This window comes from Planomonospora sp. ID82291 (assembly GCF_015711645.1).
Classification (GTDB): Bacteria; Actinomycetota; Actinomycetes; order Streptosporangiales; family Streptosporangiaceae; genus Planomonospora.
The window spans coordinates 2,066,094-2,084,615 of the sequence record NZ_JABTEX010000001.1; the positions used below are offsets into that span (position 1 = coordinate 2,066,094).

The window sequence follows — 18,522 nt, forward strand, 5'->3', positions numbered from 1 at the left end:
ACCCGCAGGGTCAGAGCCAGGGCCACCCGCAGGGCCCGGGCGCCGACCCGAGGCAGGGCCGTACCCAGGCGGGTCCGGCCGGGCCGGGTCCCCGGCCGGGAGCGGCCCAGGCCCCGGCGGGGCCGGGCCGTCCGGGCGGCGTGCGCCGGCAGGACACCGATCCGCGGGGCCGCCGCCCCGAGGCGGCCTTCGAGGACACCCAGTCCATGATGGCGGCGCAGGCCGCGGAGTCCGGGGGCGGCCGCCCGCCGGGCGACGGCGGCGGGCGGGGCAGGCGGGGCCGGGGCGGACGCGGCTCCGGCGGCGGACCGGGAGGCTCGGGCGGACCGGGAGGTTCGGGCGGACCCGAGGATCCCACGGCGGAGGACGAGCCCCGCCGCAAGGGCTGGAAGCGGTTCGTGCCCAGCTGGAAGATCGTGGTGGCGAGCTTCACGATCCTCACCGCGGGGGTCTTCGGCATGATCGCCGTCGCCTACGCCAACACCCCCATCCCCGAGCTGCCCAAGGAGGACGTGAACGACCGGGGCAGCGTCATCTACTACCGGGACGGCAAGACCCGGATCGCCACGATCGGCGTCAAGCGGACCCCGGTGGAGTACAAGCAGATCCCCCGGCACGTCCAGGACGCGGTGATCGCCGTGGAGAACCGCAGCTTCCGCGAGGACAGCGGCATCGACTTCGTCGGCATGGCCCGGGCGGTCTGGAGCACCGTCAGCGGCACCCAGATCCAGGGCGCGTCGACCATCACCCAGCAGTACGTCCGCGGCTACTACGAGGGCATCAGCAAGGACATCTCCCCCAAGCGGAAGATCACCGAGATCTTCGTCGCGGTCAAGGTCAACAAGCAGTTGTCCAAGGAGGAGATCCTCACCCGGTACCTCAACACCATCTACTTCGGCCGCGGCGCCAACGGCATCGAGGCCGCCGCGAAGGCGTTCTTCAAGAAGCACGTCTGGGAGCTGAGCGTGCCCGAGGCGGCCTACCTCGCGGGCCGCATCCAGAACCCGAGCCGGTTCGACACCCTGGAGCAGAGCGGCAACTTCGCCGCGACCAAGGAGCGCTACGAGTACGCGCTCGACGGCATGGTGCTGATGAACCCGGGGGCGTACGGCAAGTACGCCGAGGTGCCGTTCGAGAAGCTGAAGTTCGAGGAGGTCAAGCACTCCGAGGTCAACAAGGGCCTCAAGGGCTACATGCTCGACATCGTGCGCCGCGAGCTCAAGGCACGCGGCTTCGACGAGGAGCGGCTGGAGACCGGCGGACTCCGGATCGTCACCACCTTCGACAAGGACATGATGCTCGACGCCAAGAGGACGGTGAACGCCAGGACGAAGGGGCTCGACCCCACCATCCACGCCTCGGTGGCCTCGGTGGACCCCAGGAACGGCCGGGTGCTCGCCTTCTACAGCGGTGACGACTACACCCAGGACTTCAACAACCGCGCGTTCGACTCCCTCAAGCAGGCCGCCTCGGCGTTCAAGCCGTACGTGCTGGCCGCCTGGCTGGAGGCGGGCTACTCGCTGGACAGCTACGTCGACGGCAAGAGCACCATCGAGATGCCTGAGACCAAGCCGATCAGCAACTCGGGCAAGCAGAACTTCGGCCCGATCAACATGGTCAAGGCCATGGCCAGCTCGGTCAACACGGTCTTCGTCCAGATGGGCGAGAAGGTCACCCTGGAGAAGGTGGCCGAGGTCGCCAAGGAGGCCGGCGTCGGCGAGCGGGCGAGGACGCACCCCTCCTACGGCGGGAAGAACTCGGTCGACTGGGCGGTGGAGAACCACAAGTACGCCGTGACCATCGGCAGCGCCGCCGTCACCGCGGTCGAGCAGGCCGCGGGCTACTCGATCTTCGCCAACGAGGGCAAGCACGTGAAGTGGCACACCGTCAAGGAGGTCAAGGGCCCGGACGGGACCGTGCTGGCGGCGGAGCAGAAGATGCCCCAGCAGGTGATCAGCCCCGAGGCGGCGGCCGACGCGACCTTCGCCATGCAGGCCGTGGTCAAGGGCGGCACCGGCGGCGCCGCGAACCTGGGCGTGCGGCCGGTGGCCGGCAAGACCGGCACCAACAACGAGTACAAGGACGCCTGGTTCGTCGGCTTCACCCCGCAGCTCGTCACCGCGGTCGGCATGTCCAAGGACGTGCCCTACGACCGGCCGTGGAACAAGCCCGGACGCAAGAAGATCAAGGTCAACACGTACGGCCAGGTCGCCAACCCCGACAAGTTCCAGGGTAAGACGATCTACTGGGACGAGGAGCCGATGCCCTCCTTCATCGGCGGCGGCGGCACCCCCACGCAGATCTGGCACGACTACATGGCCGCCGTGACCGCCAAGGACGAGGTCAAGCAGTTCCCGCCGAAGGCCGGGGTCGGCGAGGTGAACAACCTGGCCACGCCGAAGCCCACGCCCAGCCCGACACCCACCATGGACGGCGGCGGCGAGGACTGGCCGGGCGGGGACGACGGCCTGCCGGAGATGCCCGACGGAACGCAGTGCACGCCGGGTGACTGGGCGTGCGAGTCCAGGAACGACGGCGACCCCCCGGACCTCGGCGGCACCGACGACGGCGGCGGCTTCGACACGAACGTCGGCGGCACCCCGCCGGCGGTCACGCCGAGGCCGACGCCGACGCCGACCGGTCGGCGGCCCTGATGGGCGTCCGGACGGAGGAGCCGCTGCCGGAGTCGCTGACGGGCTTCGGCGCGCGGGCGGTGCCGTACCTGCCCCTGGCCCTGTTCGCGGCGCTGGGGGCGGTCCTGGCCTACGTGTGGAAGTGGCCGTGCCGCTTCGGCGGGGCCTGGAACCACGGCACGCTGCAGTTCACGAACTTCTGCTACACCGACATCTATCCGCTGTGGTGGAACGAGAAGCTCAACGAGGGCATGGTCCCCTACGTCGACTTCCCGGTGGAGTACCCCGTGGGCATCGGGGCCATCATGGAGTTCTTCCGCCGGATCATCCCCGGCGACGCGAACACCACGGCGGCCGGGACGGTGTTCTACGACCTGACCGTGGTCCTCATGGCGGTCTGCCTGGTCGTCGGCGTGCTGCTGATGGCCGCGCTGGCCGGCCCGGCCCGCCGCTGGGACGCGCTCTGGTACGCCCTGGCGCCCGCCCTGATCCTCACCGCGTACATCAACTGGGACCTGGCGGCCAACGCGCTCGCGCTCGGCGCGCTGCTCGCCTGGGCCAAGCGGCGGCAGTGGCTCGCGGGCGTCCTGCTCGGCCTGGCCATCGCCACGAAGTTCTACCCGCTGATGTTCCTGGGCCCGCTCTTCCTGCTGGCCTGGCGGACGGGCCGGTGGAAGCCGTTCCTGCAGACGGCCGCCGGTACGGCCGGCGCCTGGCTGGCCGTCAACGTCCCGGTGATGGTCTTCGCCTTCGACGGCTGGAAGCGGTTCTACGTCTTCAGCGAGGAGCGGCCGGCCGACTGGGGCTCGCTCTGGTACTTCTTCAACCAGAAGCAGTGGCCGATCCTCGGCGACGCCGACCGGCTCGACACCCTGGGCGTGCTGTCGCTCGTCGCGTTCTGCGCGGCCATCGCGGTGCTCACGCTGACGGCGCGGGAACGGCCCCGGCTGATGCAGCTGTGCTTCCTGACCCTGGCCGCCTTCATGCTCACCAACAAGGTCTGGTCGCCGCAGTACGTCCTGTGGCTGATCCCCTTCGCGGTGCTGGCCCGGCCCAACTGGAAGCCGATCGCGCTCTGGATGGCCGCCGAGTGCTGGTACTTCTTCGCGATCTGGCTGTACCTCGTGGGGATCCAGGACGGCAACGAGCATCTGGGCATCGCCGGCGGCACCTACTTCACCGCCGTCTGGGGACGCGCGATCACCATCCTGATCATGATGGCCTTCGTGGTGCGGGACGTCCTCCGGCCGGACGGGGACGCCGTCCGGCGGGACGGGAGCGACGACGCCTCGGGCGGGGTCTTCGACGGCGCCCCCGACCGGTTCCGGGTCGCCCTCACCTGACACCGCAGCGCACACAGCGCCGACACCGCGAAGGGGGCCGGGAGGCCGTGGAGGAGACCGCCGGCGCCGTGCCGGAGGCCGCCGGGACCGCCCGGCGGCCCGCCCGGACCCCGCGGACCGCCGCAGCGGAGGCGCTGACGCTCTGGGCCGCCTCCCGCCTGGGGATCGTCGTCCTCGCCGCCGCGTCCGCCCAAGCCCTGCTGGCCCGAGGAGAGACCGTTGCGCCGTTCCCGGAGCGCTGGAGGCACTGGGACGCCGGCCTGCTCGCCGTCATCGCCGAGCACGGCTACGGCGGTGACCCGTCACGCGATCCGGACGACGGGCTGCCCGCCTTCTTCCCCGGCATGCCCCTGGCGCTGCGCGCGGTGAACCTGATCACGGGCGACTGGTGGCTCGCCGGACTGCTGATCTCCTCCGTGGCCGGGGCCGTCGCGGTGGTCGCGCTGGCCCGGCTCGCCGAGTTCGAGGGGCCGCCCGGCGCCGGGTGGCGGGCGGTGCTGGCGCTGCTGCTCTGGCCGATGTCGGTGTTCCTGTTCGCGGGCTACAGCGAGTCGCTGTTCCTGGCCTTCGCGATCCCCGCCTGGCTGGCCGCCCGGCGGGGCCGCTGGCCGCTGGCCGTACTGCTCGCGGCCGGGGCGTCCTGCGTGCGGATCACCGGCCTGTTCCTGGCGCTCGCCCTGATCGTGGAGTTCGCCGTGCAGCGCCGACCGCTGCGGCGGGCGCCCTGGCTGGCGGTGCCGTTCCTGCCGCTGGCCGCCTACTCCGCCTACCAGTACGGGCGCACCGGCGACTGGATGGCGTGGAAGACCGCCCAGGAGGCCGGGTGGGGCCGGACGATGGTCTGGCCCTGGGAGTCGCTGTCCACGACGTGGGACATGGCCATGGGCGAGGGGCAGTTCGCCTGGGCGTTCCGGATGGAGCTCGCCGGGGCGGCCGTCGGGGTCGCGCTCGTGGCGGTCCTGCTCCTGCTGCGCCGGTGGAGCGAGTTCGTCTACGTGGGGCTGCAGGTGGGGGCGCTGATCTGCTCGGCGTACTACCTGTCGATCCCGCGTTCGGCGCTGCTGTGGTGGCCGCTCTTCCTGCTCGTCGCCCGCGCGGCCACCCCGGGGCCGCGCTGGAGGACGGGCGTCGTCGCCGGCTACGCGCTGGTGCTGGGGCCGCTGACGGTCTTCCACACGATGAGCTTCATGGAGGGGGCCTGGGTGGGATGACCATCCTTACCCCTTTCTGGCGAAAAGTAATCCAGGGAAGTTATCCACAGGCTGGGGACAACCGGGAAGGCGGATCCGGGGGCGCGGATCAGAGGTTCTTCCTGAGGAAGGCGAGGTCCTCGGCCTGACCGGCGGCCGGGGTCTCCAGCACGATCGGCGCGTCCGCCCGCCGGCACACGTCGAGGATGAGCGCGGGGTCGATGGCGCCCGCGCCGAGGTTGGCGTGCCGGTCGGCGCCGGAGTCGAAGGCGTCGCGCGAGTCGTTGCAGTGGACGAGGTCGATCCGGCCGGTGATCGCCATGACCCGGTCGACCACCTCCGACAGCTCCTCGCCCGCCGCGTGCGCGTGGCAGGTGTCCAGGCAGAAGCCCACGTCGAAGCCGTCCAGCGCCTCCCACAGCCGGGCGATCCGCTCCAGTTTCCTGGCCATCGCGTTCCCGCCGCCCGCCGTGTTCTCGATGAGCACCGGCACGGGCCGCTCCTCCATGCGCTCGAACACCTTGCGCCAGTTCGCGAAGCCGTTGGCCGGGTCGTCGCCCGCGCCCACGTGCCCGCCGTGCACGACCAGGCCCTTGGCGCCCACCTCGGCCGCGGCGGCCAGGTGCGCGGTCAGCAGCCTGCGGCTGGGGACGCGGACCCGGTTGTCGGCGGTGGCCACGTTGATCACATAGGGCGCGTGGACGTAGACGTCCACGTCGGAGCCGGCGATCTCGCGGGTCCGCTCGCCGATGACCGGGCCCTTCCAGCTCTGGGGGTCGCCGAGGAAGAACTGCGCGACCTCGGCGCCGCGCGCCCTGGCGTGAGCGAGGGGGTCGTCCGAGTCGACGTGGGCTCCGATGCGCGGCATGCGTCGAGCCTAGCCGCTCGTCACCTTCCGGCCAGGACCGCGGAACCGGCCGTTTCGGCGGGCCGTCCGGGGGAAGCCGCGAGGACGCGTCCCCCCGCCGCCGTCCCGGAGGCGGCCCGGCCCGAGGAGTCGAGAATGGCCCCCTACCGCTACCGCCGAGGCATCGGCCTCGTCGGCCTCATCTACATCCTGATCGGTCTCTACGTCGCCTGGGTTCACGAGTACATCACCCCGGCGCTGCTGCGGGACATCGCCGAGGCGCTGCTCGCCGTCCTGCTCTGGTTCCTGGTCCTGCTCGGCGTGGACCTGCACCTCGGCGGGTAGCCGCCCGGCCGGGCCGCCGTGCGGCGGCCCGGCCGTCACCGGGTGGGCGGCGCCGGGCGTCACGGGATGAAGCCGCCGTGGTAGACGCCCAGGGCCACGCCCACGAAGGAGGCCACGATGCCGACGACGTTGAGCGCCCGCTCCGGCGTCGTGGCCGAGACGTACTGCGAGTAGAAGCCGCCCCAGAAGCCGATCAGCCCCAGCCAGGACGCGGCCACGTGCGCGGCCGTGAAGATCCCGCACACGAAGGCCAGCAGCCCGACGGCGAACGTGGCGAGGCTCAGGCCGTTCTCCAGCGGATGGGGCTCGCCGCCGCCGCCGAGCGGGAGCCTGGCGAACGTCGGCGCCCGCCTGCGGGTGGGACGAGTCGCTCGCGACATGGATCATCACCCCTTTCCCCCTGGTACGGGGGTTCCCGTGGAACGTCCGCCCAACCCTCGGCCCACTGGTAGGCTGGCTCGGCTGCGTCGTATGGGGGCGTGTGTTGTGAGCCGCCCTCCCGGACCGGGCGCCGAAGTGGGCGCGCGGGACGACGACGTCAGCGTCCTCCTGTCACGGCACGGTGTCGTGACCGCAAGAGTCCAGAGGAGGTTGGAAGCCAGCATGCGTCGTTACGAGATGATGGTCATCCTCGACCCTTCGCTCGATGAGCGCACGGTGGCCCCTTCCCTCGACCAGTTCCTCACGGTGGTCCGCAATGACGGCGGCACCGTGGAGAAGGTCGACGTGTGGGGTCGTCGTCGGCTGTCCTACGACATCGCCAAGAAGCCCGAGGGCATCTACGCCGTCATCGACCTGACCGCGGAGCCCGCCACGGTCAAGGAGCTCGACCGGCAGATGAACCTCAACGAGGGCATCCTCCGCACCAAGGTTCTCCGCCCGGACGTGCACTGACCCCGGCTTTTTTGTCGGGCGGCAGCCGTACTCTGAGCCGATAACCAGCCGAGGCCGCAGGAAGGGCACGCTAGCCATGGCAGCAGGCGACACTCAGATCACCATCGTCGGCAACCTCGTCGACGACCCGGAGCTGCGCTTCACCCCCGCGGGGCAAGCGGTGGCCCGGTTCCGCATCGCGTCCACTCCGCGGTTCCTGGACAAGCAGACCAACGAGTGGAAAGACGGCGAAGGTCTCTTTCTTACCTGCAACATCTGGCGGCAGGCGGCGGAGAACGTCGCCGAGAGCCTCCAGCGCGGCATGCGGGTCATCGTTCAGGGACGGCTGCGCCAGAGGTCTTACGAGACCAAGGAAGGCGAGAAGCGCACGGTCTACGAGGTCGAGGTCGACGAGGTCGGCCCGTCCCTGCGCAACGCCACCGCGAAGGTCAACAAGACCGCCCGTCAGGGCGGTGGCGGCGGCTTCGGCGGTCCGGCCGGTGACCCGTGGGCCTCCGCGGCGCCCGCCCCCCAGCAGGGCGGCGGCTACGGCGGCGGCAACAACTACGGGGGCGGCGGCCCGCAGGGCGGCGGCGGCTTCGGCGGCGGTCCCCAGCAGGGCGGCGGCTTCGGCGGCGGCGACTTCAGCGACGAACCGCCTTTCTAACGGGCGTGATCCGCGGCGGGCCTTCCGGCCGCCGCGACCGCGCCCACCCAGTCCCAGTATCCGCAGCGACCATTCCCGCCTGACGGCGGGGCTCTGAAAGGAGCACCACGATGGCCAAGCCGGCACTGCGCAAGCCGAAGAAGAAGGTTTGCCTGTTCTGCCACGACAAGATCTCCTACGTCGACTACAAGGACACGGCGCTGCTTCGGAAGTTCATCTCCGACCGCGGCAAGATCCGTGCCCGCCGGGTGACGGGCAACTGCACCCAGCACCAGCGTGACGTGGCGACCGCTATCAAGAACGCTCGTGAGATGGCGCTCCTGCCGTACATGAGCACCGCGCGCTAAGGAGGTCCGGACCAATGAAGCTCATTCTCACCAGTGAGGTCACCGGCCTCGGCACCCCCGGCGACATCGTCGAGGTCAAGAACGGCTACGGCCGCAACTACCTGCTCCCCCGCGGCTTCGCGATCCTGTGGACGCGCGGCGGCGAGAAGCAGATCGCCTCGATCAAGAAGGCGCGTGACGCCCGCGAGATCCGCGACCTGGGCACCGCCCAGGAGGTCGCGGGCCGGCTCAAGTCCCTCAAGGTGACCCTGAAGACCAAGGCCGGCGCGTCCGGCCGCCTCTTCGGCTCCGTCACCACGGGCGACATCGCCGAGGCCGTCAAGGCCGCCGGCGGCCCCGAGCTGGACCGCCGCCGCATCGAGATCCCCTCGGGGATCAAGAGCCTCGGCTCCCACCGGATCAACGTCAAGCTGCACCCGGAGGTCTCCGCGGCCCTCGACATCGAGGTCGTCGCGGCCTGACCGCCCGCGTGAACGAGGGCCCCTCCCCGATCTTCCGGGGAGGGGCCCTCTTCCGTGCGCCCGGCGGACGCGGAGGCGCCCGGCGGCGGGGTCTCCGGTCCGGGCGCCGGGCCCGTGTGTCCGGATACGGGGGTCTCCGGTCCGGGCGCCGGGCCCGTGTGTCCGGGCACGGGAGGCCGTTTATGCCCTGGTCGGTGCCCCTACGTAGAATTCGGGGGTCATCGCTCTCCCCGGAGGTCTCTCATGCCCCGTCCCTCTCTGCTGCTCGCCCTCGGCGCCCTCGCGGTGACCGCGGTGGCCTGCGCGCCGGTCTCGGACACGACGGGTCAGGCGAGCCCCTCCGCCCCCGCCGGTTCCGCGTCCGCGGACGCCTGCGCCAAGGGCGCACTGCCGCTGAAGACCCCGGGCAAGCTGACCGTCGGCACCGACAAGCCCGCCTACGAGCCCTGGTTCAAGAACGACGACCCGTCGAACGGCGAGGGCTTCGAGAGCGCCGTGGCCTACGCGGTGGCCGGAAAACTCGGTTTCGCCAAGGAGGAGGTCGTCTGGGAGACGGTGCCGTTCGACGCCTCGTTCGCGCCCGGGGCCAAGAAGTTCGACTTCGACGTCAACCAGGTCTCCATCACCCCCGACCGGGCCAAGGTCGTCGACTTCAGCAAGGGCTACTACACGGTCAAACAGGCCGTCGTCGCGCTCAAGGGCGCGAAGTTCGCCTCCGCGACGGAGCTGGCGGCGCTGAAGGAGGCCCGGATCGGGGTGCAGGTCGGCACCACCAGCCTCCAGGCCGTCAAGGACGTCATCGCGCCCACCACCGATCCCAAGGTCTACAGCCAGCAGGTCGACGCGGTGAACGCGCTGAAGAACAAGCAGGTGGACGCGATCGTGGTGGACCTGCCGACGGCGTTCTACGTCACCGCCGCGCAGGTGGAGGGGTCGGCGATCGTCGGCCAGTTCGACGCCGCCGGCGGCGCGCCCGAGCAGTTCGGCCTGGTCTTCGAGAAGGGCAGCGCGCTGGTCTCCTGCGTCGACGCGGCCGTCGAGGAGCTCTCCTCCTCCGGTGAGCTGGCGAAGATCGAGAGCACCTGGCTCGGCTCGGCCGCGGGCGCCCCGGAGCTGAAGTGACCCGTCGCGGCATCCACGGGCCCGGCGCATGAGCGAGCAGCGCACCTGGGTCAAGAGCGAACGGCAGATCCGGCGGGAGAGGATCCGCCGGATCCGGGCGGTCCGGTCGGGCACGGTCGCCACGGTCTCCACGGTCGCCTTCCTCGGCGTGCTGGTGGCGGTGGTCACCGGCTCGCCGGGCTGGCCGCGCGTCCGGGAGACCTTCTTCGACGCCGAGGCCTTCACCCGGGCGTGGCCGGACGTGCTCGCCGGATTCTGGACGAACGTCCAGATCTTCCTGATCGCCGAGCCGATCATCCTGGTCCTCGGCCTGCTCGTCGCCCTGGCCCGGAACCTGCGGGCCCCGGCCTTCTTCCCGCTCCGGGCCCTGGCGGTGGCCTACACCGACGTGTTCCGCGGGGTGCCGACGATCCTGGTGATCCTGCTGGTCGGGTTCGGCATCCCCGCGCTCGGGCTGCAGGGCGCGCCCACCGACGAGATCACCCTCGGGGTCGTCGCCCTGACCCTCTCCTACGGCGCGTACGTCGCCGAGGTGTTCCGGGCGGGCATCGACTCGGTCCATCCGAGCCAGCGGGCCGCCGCCCGGTCCCTGGGGCTGAGCCAGGGCCAGACGATGCGCCACGTGGTGCTGCCGCAGGCCTGGCGCCGGGTCGTCCCGCCGCTGCTCAACGACTTCGTCTCGCTGCAGAAGGACACCGCCCTGGTCTCGACGATCGGCGTGGTCGAGGCGCTGCGCCAGGCGCAGATCTACGCCGCGAGCACGTTCAACTACACCCCCACCCTGGTCGCGGCGCTGCTGTTCATCGCGCTCACCATCCCCATGGCCCGCCTCACCGACCACCTGGCGGCCCGTTCGCAGAGGCGGCGCGGAGCATGAGCCTGCTGACCATCGAGGGCGTCTGGAAGAACTACCACGGTCACAGCGTGCTGCGCGGGATCGACCTGTCGGTCGAGGCGCACGAGGTGGTCTGCCTGATCGGGGCCTCGGGCTCGGGCAAGTCCACCCTGCTGCGCTGCGTGAACCTGCTGGAGACCGTCGACGACGGCGTGATCCGCCTCGACGGCGTCGACGTCACCGACGTCGGGACCGACGCCGACGAGGTGCGCAAGAGCGTCGGCATCGTGTTCCAGGCCTTCAACCTGTTCCCGCACATGACCGTGCTGGACAACATCACGCTGGCCCCCCGCCGGGTGCACGGGATGAGCCGGGCGCGGGCGGAGGAGGAGGCCCGGGAACTGCTGGACAGGTTCGGCCTGGCGGACAAGGCGGGCGCCTACCCCGACCGGCTCTCCGGCGGCCAGCAGCAGCGGGTGGCCGTCATCCGGGCGCTGGCCACCCGGCCGCGCCTGATGCTGCTCGACGAGGTCACCTCGGCGCTGGACCCGGCGCTGGTCGCGGAGGTGCTGGAGATCATCAGGGAGCTCAAGGAGGGCGGGATGACGATGATCCTGACCACCCACGAGATGGGCTTCTGCCGGGAGATCGCGGACACCGTCTGCTTCCTCGACGACGGGGTGCTGCTGGAGCGCGGCACCCCCGAGCAGATCTTCACCGAGCCCCGGGAGCCCCGGACCCGGGAGTTCCTGCGGACGGTGCTCGACGCCCGCCGCCTGTGACCGCGTCCGGCCACCGCCCGGAGACGCGCGTCCGGGCGGTGGCCGGACGCGGTCGTTCGCGGCGTGTCCTGGCTGCGGTCAGCGGCGGTGCCGTCCGCGGACCTCGAAGTCCGGGTCGGCGGGCGGACGGCCCCCGGCCAGCACGCTGTTGCGCCTGCCGTACAGCAGGTAGACCAGCATGCCGAAGGCCATCCAGGCGGCGAAGTACAACCAGGTGACGACCTGCAGGTTCACCGCCAGCCAGAGGGTCGCCAGGATCGAGGCGACGGGCACGTACGGGGAGAGCGGGGTGCGGAAGCCGCGGGGCAGGTCGGGCATCGTCCGGCGCATCCGCAGCACGCCGGCCGCCGCCGCGACGAACACGCACAGGGTGCCGATCACCACCAGCGGCTCCAGGGTGAGCACCGGCACGAACTCGGCGAGCAGGATCGCCACCCCGCCGATGACCAGGGTGGCCCTGGTCGGGCTGTGGTAGGAACGGTTGATCTTCGCCAGCGGCCGGGGGAACAGCCCGTCGCGGGCCATGGAGAAGATCACCCGGGTCAGGCCCACGAGCAGCACCAGGACGACCGTGGTGAGGCCGAGCACCGCTCCGACGTTGATGACGTGCACCATGAAGCCGTCGCCCGTGCGGCGGAAGGCGCTGGCGAGCGGGGCGCCCGGGTCGATCCTGTCATAGGAGGTCATGCCGACCATGACCACCGCGACCGCGATGTAGATCACCGTGGTCGCCACCAGGCTGCGGATGATGCCCCGGGGGATGGACCGGGGGGCGTCCTCGGCCTCCTCCGCGGCCGTCGCCACGACGTCGAAGCCGATGTAGGCGAAGGTGATGGCGGCCGAGGCGGCGAAGATGCCGAACCAGCCGAACGCGGTCGTCTGGCCGAAGACCATGCCCAGGAGCGGGGAGTGCAGGGTGTCCGCGGCCGTCTCGACCGGGGCGGACGGCACCGGGATGGCCGCCAGGTTGCGCTGGTCGAAGTGGGTCGCGCCGACCACGATGACCGCCCCGACGGCCAGCAGCTTGGCGATCACGATGATCCACAGGGCGCGCAGGCCGACCCGGGCGCCGAGCGCCACCACCCCGGTCAGCAGCACCAGGATGAGCAGGGTGAACAGGTCGAAGCCCTCGGCCTGGCCGATGATCCCGGAGAGGGAGCCGGGGAGGGGCACGTCGAGGTCGGTCAGCATCTGGGCGGCGTACAGGGACCAGACGCGGGCCACCACCGCCGCGGCCACGAGCAGTTCCATCACCAGCGCCCAGCCGACGATCCACGCCCAGACCTCGCCGAAGATGACGTAGGTGAAGGTGTAGGCGCTGCCGGAGGCCGGCATGGCGGACGACAGCTCCGCGATGCAGAAGGCCACGAGCAGGCTCGTGATACCGGCGATCATGAAGGAGAGGACCACGCCCGGCCCGGCCATGGTGGCCGCCTGGCGGCCGGCCAGGCTGAAGATGCCCGAGCCGATCATGACGCCGATGCCGAGCACGATGAGGTCGGCCTGCCCGTAGGTCGTGGCCAGGCCGTGGCGCGCGCCGGTCCAGCGGTCCACCGCCTCGCTCGGGAGGAGGCGGCGGGCGATCGACGGAGAACGGTCCTGAGGCACGGGGCGACCAATCCTGTTCGGAAACGTCCTTGTTGCCGGACCTGTTCACAGTGCCGCAGGAGATCACCCGGGACAAGAGACGGGTGATTACGTGGTGGACACCTCCAGATCACGTCCCGGCCACCTCGGGCCGCGGGCGGGCCGGGCGTGCCCCGGCCGCCCCGGGGATCCGCGTCCGTCGTGGCGGATCACACCCGTCCCGGGGGTCCGTATCCGTCGTGGCGGATCACACCCGTCCCGGGGGTCCGTATCCGTCGTGGCGGATCACACCCGTCCCGGACCGGGCCCCGCGCCCGTCACCAGCCAGCCGTCACCGCGTGCCCGCAGGCCCAGCGTCACCGTCCGGGCCGCCATCCACAGCCCGAGCGCCGCCCAGAGCGCGACCAGTCCTCCGCCGGAGACGACGACCAGCAGTACGGCGGGCAGGTAGGCCAGCGTCGTCCACAGCCCCGCCCAGGCCAGGTAGGTCTGGTCGCCGGCCCCGATCAGCACGCCGTCCAGCACGAAGACGACCCCGGCGACCGGCTGCAGGAGCGCCACCGTCCAGAGCAGGGGGAGCAGCTCTCCGGCCACCGCCGGATCGGCGTCGAACAACGCGGGCATGAGCGGTCCGGCCGCGACCACGAGAACGCCCAGCACGACCCCGGAGCCGACGCCCCACGCCACCATCCTCCGGGTCGCCGCCCGGGTCCCCGCCACGTCTCCGGCGCCCAGGGCGTGACCGGTGATGGCCTGCCCGGCGATGGCGATCGCGTCCAGGGCGAAGGCCAGCAGGATCCAGATCCGGAAGACGATCGTGTGGGCCTCCAGCCGCTCGCCGCCCATCCGGGTGGCCACCGCCGTCGCGATGACCAGCACCGCCTGCAGGCAGAGGGTGCGGACGACCAGCGCGGCCCCGGCCGACCCCGCCGCCCTGATCCCGGAGAGGTCGGGCCGGAACGGCGCCCGGTGGCGGCCGAACATCATGGCCAGGTAGACCGCGGCGGCCACCGTCTGGGCCGCCACCGTGCCCCAGGCCGACCCGGTCAGACCCCAGTCGAGGACCAGGACGAACACGCCGTTGAGGACCGCGTTGAGCGCGAAGGAGCCGACGGAGACCAGCAGCGGCGTCGCGGTGTCCTGCATGCCGCGCAGCACCCCGGTCCCGGCCAGCACCAGCAGCATCGACGGCACCCCGAGCAGGCCGATCCGCAGGTAGGCCGCCGCCTGCCGGGCGAGCTCCCCCTCCGCGCCGAGCGTGTGGACGAGGTAGGGCGCGAGCGGCCACACCACCGCGATGACCACCAGCCCGACCCCGGCGGCGAGCCAGAGGCCGTCGACCCCCTGGCGGAGCGCCCGCCGCCGGTCGCCGGCGCCCAGCTGCCGGGCCACCGAGGCGGTCGTGCCGTACGCCAGGAAGACGCACAGGCCCACCAGGGCGCTCAGCACGGTGCCCGCGACCCCCAGCGCGCCGAGCGCGGGCGCGGGCAGGCGGCCGACGATGACGGTGTCGGTGAGCAGGAACAGCGGCTCGGCGACCAGCGCGCCGAAGGCGGGTACGGCCAGCCGGAGGATCCGGCGGTCGTCGGCGGGGAGGGTAAGAGGCACGTACTCATTGTGCCTCTTACCGGTGGCGGCGCACGGCGTCCGGCGGGCGTCCGGGACGTCGGCGAACAGTTCGGGCGCGTGCTCCCGACTTTCTTTCCTCCACAGGCAGTGGATTATGTTTTCCCAGCTCACGCTGGTCTTCGTTCCTGTGGAAAAGAGTTGTCCACAGGTCTGTCCCCAGGGTGTCCCCATGTCTGGGGGTGAACTGCACACGTTATCCACAGGTCTGTCGACAGGTCGCGTTGCCGCCCGGTCCGCGGAGCGGCGAGACTGTCAGACCGGTCGGCTACAACTAGGGGAAGCGCGGCCGCAGCGAACGAGGGGGTGCGCGGTGAGCATCGCAGATCCACCGGTCTTCGAGCCGGGGTTCGAACGCACGCCGCCGAACAACATCGAGGCGGAGCAGTCCGTGCTGGGCGGCATGCTCCTGTCCAAGGACGCCATCGCCGACGTCGTCGAGATCCTGCGGTCCGACGACTTCTACCGCCCGGCCCACCAGCTCGTCTACGACATCATCACCGGCCTCTACGGCCGCGGCGACCCGGCCGACGCCGTCACGGTCTTCGACGAGCTGCAGAAGCGCGGCGAGGTCGCCCGGGTCGGCGGCGGCGCCTACCTCCACACGCTCACCGCCGTCGTGCCCACCGCCGCCAACGCGGGCTACTACGCGCGGATCGTCCGCGAGCAGGCGATCCTCCGCCGCCTCATCGAGGCCGGCACCCGCATCGTCTCCTTCGGGTACGGCGGGCAGGACGAGGAGGTCGACGACCTGGTCGACCGCGCCCAGGCCGAGATCTACAAGGTCACCGAGCGCCGCACCTCCGAGGACTACGCGCCGCTGGCCGACATCATGCCCGGGGCGCTCGACGAGCTGGAGGCCATCGGCGGCCGGAACGGCCAGATGGTCGGCGTCCCCACCGGCTTCCAGGACCTCGACGCCCTCACCAACGGCCTCCACCCCGGCCAGATGATCGTCGTGGCCGCCCGGCCGGCCATCGGCAAGGCGCTCGCGCTCGACACCCCACTTCCCACCCCGGCCGGATGGACGACCATGGGGGAGGTCCAGGTCGGGGACCTCCTGATCGGGGCCGACGGGAAGCCCACCCGTGTCGTCGCGGCGACCGGCGTGATGCACGACCGACCCTGCTACGAGGTGGAGTTCAGCGACGGAACGGTCATTGTCGCCGACGCGCAGCACCAGTGGCGGACGACCACGCGTGCGAGTCGCCGCCAGAGGTCGGAGAACAGGCGTTCTCTCCACTGGTCACCAGAGTCGATCGAACGGGTGAGGGACGCCTACGAGGCCTCGGTGTCCGGGCCGGACCGGCTCATCACGCATCGAGAGGCTCTCTTGGCGGTGGGAGCCGAGTTCCGTAACGTCCTCCACACCGTGGAGAAGGCACTCGGCTCCACGGGCAAGGTGCCTCGCCCTGTCACGGGGCCAACCCGCAGCTATGCCTGGAACACGCCGGCATACGCGAACGGACGTCTCTTCGAGGCGTTGTACTCCCGCGTGACACAGCCGAAGAACGCCGCCACGACCACTGTGCACGATGACGTCGTCACCACCGAGGAGATCGCTGCCACGCTGCGGTGCGCCTCGGCGGATGAACGTCCGAACCACGCGGTGGCCGTTGCGTCGCCGTTCGACCTGGAGGAGCAGGAGCTGCCCCTGTCTCCGTACGTCCTGGGTGTGTGGCTCGGTGACGGTCACAGCGACGGCGCCCGATTCACAACGGCGGACTTGGAGATCGTCTCCAACATAGAGGCGGAAGGCCTGCAGGTCACCCGTACGGCCGCGGAGCTGTCCTACTCGATCAGGTTCCCCGACCCACAGCCTGTGGCGTTGCGTGCCTGCGCCGTCTGCGGGGCATCGTTCATGCCGCAGACGTCCCAGGTGCGTACCTGCGGTCGGTCGTGCGGTGGAAGGGCGCGTTTCGTGTCGGATCCGGCCCCGGTGCCCACATGTCCCGACTGCGGTGAGCCGTCGAGCGGGTTGAGGCGGTGTCAGGTATGCCGGAACCATCACGGAACGGTGCAGGCGGTCCTGCGGACTCTGGGTGTCCTCGGTGACAAGCACATCCCTCGCCAGTACCTCCGGGCATCGGAGGGCCAGCGGAGAGCGCTGCTGGCGGGTCTGCTGGACACGGACGGCTATGTGAGCCGCAGTGGTCAGATCCAGTTCGCGGTCACGAACAAGCGTCTCGCCGAGGACGCCCTGGAACTCGTTCTCAGTCTCGGCTACCGGGCCACCATGCGGACGAGGGAGGTCAAGGGCAGGAGCGCGGACTCCTCTACCTGCTACATGATTAACTTTACGGCGGCGGAGAAAGTGTTCCGTCTCGCCCGCAAGGCCGCCCGGCAGGTGACGGCGGCGCATCCGAAGGCCCTTGTCCGTTACATCGTGGATGTTCGGGCCGTCCCTTCGACGCCGGTGCGGTGCGTCGAGGTCGACAACGCCGACCACATGTATCTGGCGAGCAAGGCGTGTATACCAACCCATAACAGCACCCTTGGACTGGATTTCGCACGCTCTGCTGCTATCAAGCACGGTATGACGACGGTTGTGTTCTCGCTGGAGATGTCCAGAAACGAGATCACGATGCGCCTGCTCTCGGCGGAGGCGCGGGTGGCGCTGCACTCCATGCGGTCGGGCTCGATGACGGACGAGGACTGGGCCAGGCTGGCGCGCCGGATGGGCGAGGTGGCCGAGGCCCCGCTCTACATCGACGACTCGCCCAACATGTCGATGATGGAGATCCGGGCCAAGTGCCGCCGGCTCAAGCAACGGCACGACCTGCGCTTCGTCGTCATCGACTACCTCCAGCTGATGTCCTCGCCGAAGAAGACCGAGAGCCGGCAGAACGAGGTCTCGGAGATCTCTCGTGCGATCAAGCTGCTCGCGAAGGAGCTGGAGGTTCCGGTCATCGCGATCTCGCAGCTGAACCGCGGTCCCGAGCAGCGAACGGACAAAAGGCCCATGGTTAGCGACCTTCGCGAATCCGGCTCCATCGAGCAGGATGCGGACATGGTCATCCTTCTGCATCGGGAGGACGCGTACGAACGCGAATCCCCCCGGGCGGGTGAGGCGGACCTGATCGTGGCCAAGCACCGTAACGGCCCGACCGCCACGGTCACCGTGGCCTTCCAGGGCCACTACAGCCGCTTCGTCGACATGGCCCCCCACTAGGAGACATGGCCCCCGCCGGGAGACGCGGCCCCCACGGGGAGGCACGACCTCCCGCTAGGAGTCGGTCGTCGTCCGCGGCGGGAGGCCGCCCTGCCGCAGTCCGTTCATGAGGAGGGTGAGCAGGCGGTCGGCCTGGGCCGGGCCGTCCGGGGCGTCCTGGGCGGCCCAGGCGATGGCGCCGGTCATCCTCAGCACGTCCGCGTCGCGCACCTCGGCGGCGACCGCGCCTGATCGGCGCGCCCGTGCCAGCAGGGCGGCCCCCACCTCGAATATCTCCGCATGCCAGGCCGATGCCAGGTCGTCCCCGCGGTTGAGCGCCGAGTTCATCACCTCGGCCGCCATGCCCCGATAGGTCAGGGCGTGCGTGAGCACGGCACGCAACCAGGTGGACAACGCGTCGAACTCGTCCTCGGCCGTCAGCAGCGCGCGGCCGAGATCGGCCAGCTCGGTCATCCGCTCGGCGAGCACCGCCGCCATGAGGTCCAGCCGGGTGGGGAAATGCCGGTACAGCGTTCCGCTGGCCACCCCCGCCCGCCGGGCGATCTCGTCCAGGGAGGCGTCCACGCCCGACTCGGCGAACGCGATCTTCGCCTGCTCGACCAGTTGCTCGTAGTTGCGCCGGGCGTCCGCACGCCTCGGACGTCCGGCGCGCGACCGCGACTCGTGATCCACCGGGGTGCTCACCGCATCCT

At 70.9% G+C, this 18,522-nt stretch carries 17 protein-coding genes; 12 read left to right on the top strand and 5 right to left on the bottom strand.

The window, feature by feature from the left end:
* The first annotated feature begins 140 nt into the window (after positions 1–140).
* The 3 genes from HS045_RS09205 to HS045_RS09215 are packed head-to-tail and all read left to right on the top strand — an operon-like array spanning position 141 to position 5,187.
* Positions 141–2,654 (top strand): transglycosylase domain-containing protein, encoded by a 2,514-nt coding sequence (locus tag HS045_RS09205; protein WP_196450673.1) that lies wholly within the window; start codon positions 141–143, stop codon positions 2,652–2,654.
* Positions 2,654–3,976 (top strand): glycosyltransferase family 87 protein, encoded by a 1,323-nt coding sequence (locus tag HS045_RS09210; RefSeq protein ID WP_196450674.1) that lies wholly within the window; start codon positions 2,654–2,656, stop codon positions 3,974–3,976. The genes HS045_RS09205 and HS045_RS09210 overlap by 1 nt, the downstream gene beginning before the upstream one ends.
* Positions 3,977–4,023: 47 nt before the next feature.
* Positions 4,024–5,187, top strand: coding sequence for a mannosyltransferase family protein (locus HS045_RS09215; RefSeq protein ID WP_307827432.1), 1,164 nt, complete (start codon positions 4,024–4,026; stop codon positions 5,185–5,187).
* A gap of 88 nt (positions 5,188–5,275) precedes the next feature.
* Here the strand turns inward: HS045_RS09215 and HS045_RS09220 are convergent, their stop codons facing one another.
* On the bottom strand, positions 5,276–6,034 hold the full coding sequence (locus HS045_RS09220) for a deoxyribonuclease IV (protein WP_196450675.1): 759 nt from the start codon (positions 6,032–6,034) through the stop codon (positions 5,276–5,278).
* A gap of 135 nt (positions 6,035–6,169) precedes the next feature.
* Here HS045_RS09220 and HS045_RS09225 point away from each other — a divergent pair, with 135 nt between their 5' ends.
* The gene (locus HS045_RS09225) at positions 6,170–6,358 is read left to right on the top strand and encodes a hypothetical protein (protein ID WP_196450676.1); all 189 of its coding nucleotides are present in this window, start codon (positions 6,170–6,172) and stop codon (positions 6,356–6,358) included.
* A 59-nt stretch (positions 6,359–6,417) separates the two neighbouring features.
* Here HS045_RS09225 and HS045_RS09230 read toward each other — a convergent pair whose 3' ends face one another.
* Positions 6,418–6,738 carry a hypothetical protein gene (locus tag HS045_RS09230; protein WP_230883504.1) on the bottom strand — a complete coding sequence of 107 codons (321 nt, stop codon included), beginning with the start codon at positions 6,736–6,738 and terminating at the stop codon, positions 6,418–6,420.
* A 223-nt stretch (positions 6,739–6,961) separates the two neighbouring features.
* On the opposite strand from HS045_RS09230, the gene rpsF reads away from it, so the two are divergent.
* The 7 genes from rpsF (at position 6,962) to HS045_RS09265 (ending at position 11,445) form a co-directional block, all read left to right on the top strand.
* Positions 6,962–7,252, top strand: a complete 291-nt coding sequence (rpsF, locus tag HS045_RS09235; RefSeq protein WP_196439166.1) for a 30S ribosomal protein S6 — start codon at positions 6,962–6,964, stop codon at positions 7,250–7,252.
* 76 nt (positions 7,253–7,328) lie between these two features.
* Positions 7,329–7,898: a single-stranded DNA-binding protein gene (locus tag HS045_RS09240; RefSeq protein ID WP_196450677.1), complete on the top strand. Its 570-nt coding sequence runs from the start codon at positions 7,329–7,331 to the stop codon at positions 7,896–7,898.
* A 110-nt stretch (positions 7,899–8,008) separates the two neighbouring features.
* Complete coding sequence (rpsR, locus tag HS045_RS09245; RefSeq protein ID WP_012895699.1) at positions 8,009–8,245, top strand: 30S ribosomal protein S18; 237 nt, start codon at positions 8,009–8,011, stop codon at positions 8,243–8,245.
* A 14-nt stretch (positions 8,246–8,259) separates the two neighbouring features.
* Positions 8,260–8,706, top strand: a complete 447-nt coding sequence (gene rplI / locus HS045_RS09250; protein WP_196450678.1) for a 50S ribosomal protein L9 — start codon at positions 8,260–8,262, stop codon at positions 8,704–8,706.
* Between the two features lie 243 nt (positions 8,707–8,949).
* On the top strand, positions 8,950–9,828 hold the full coding sequence (locus HS045_RS09255; RefSeq protein WP_196450679.1) for an ABC transporter substrate-binding protein: 879 nt from the start codon (positions 8,950–8,952) through the stop codon (positions 9,826–9,828).
* Between the two features lie 28 nt (positions 9,829–9,856).
* Complete coding sequence (locus HS045_RS09260; RefSeq protein WP_196450680.1) at positions 9,857–10,705, top strand: amino acid ABC transporter permease; 849 nt, start codon at positions 9,857–9,859, stop codon at positions 10,703–10,705.
* A complete protein-coding gene (locus tag HS045_RS09265; RefSeq protein WP_196450681.1) occupies positions 10,702–11,445 on the top strand; it encodes an amino acid ABC transporter ATP-binding protein in 744 nt (247 codons plus the stop codon). The genes HS045_RS09260 and HS045_RS09265 overlap by 4 nt, the downstream gene beginning before the upstream one ends.
* Before the next feature lie 78 nt (positions 11,446–11,523).
* On the opposite strand, the gene HS045_RS09270 is transcribed toward HS045_RS09265, so the two are convergent.
* The gene (locus HS045_RS09270; RefSeq protein WP_196450682.1) at positions 11,524–13,053 is read right to left on the bottom strand and encodes an APC family permease; all 1,530 of its coding nucleotides are present in this window, start codon (positions 13,051–13,053) and stop codon (positions 11,524–11,526) included.
* 264 nt (positions 13,054–13,317) lie between these two features.
* Positions 13,318–14,640: an MATE family efflux transporter gene (locus tag HS045_RS09275; protein ID WP_307827433.1), complete on the bottom strand. Its 1,323-nt coding sequence runs from the start codon at positions 14,638–14,640 to the stop codon at positions 13,318–13,320.
* Positions 14,641–14,971: 331 nt separating this feature from the next.
* Here HS045_RS09275 and dnaB point away from each other — a divergent pair, with 331 nt between their 5' ends.
* Positions 14,972–17,830, top strand: a complete 2,859-nt coding sequence (gene dnaB / locus HS045_RS09280; RefSeq protein ID WP_196450684.1) for a replicative DNA helicase — start codon at positions 14,972–14,974, stop codon at positions 17,828–17,830.
* Between the two features lie 54 nt (positions 17,831–17,884).
* On the opposite strand, the gene HS045_RS09285 is transcribed toward dnaB, so the two are convergent.
* On the bottom strand, positions 17,885–18,514 hold the full coding sequence (locus HS045_RS09285; protein ID WP_196450685.1) for a TetR/AcrR family transcriptional regulator: 630 nt from the start codon (positions 18,512–18,514) through the stop codon (positions 17,885–17,887).
* Between the last annotated feature and the right edge of the window lie 8 nt (positions 18,515–18,522).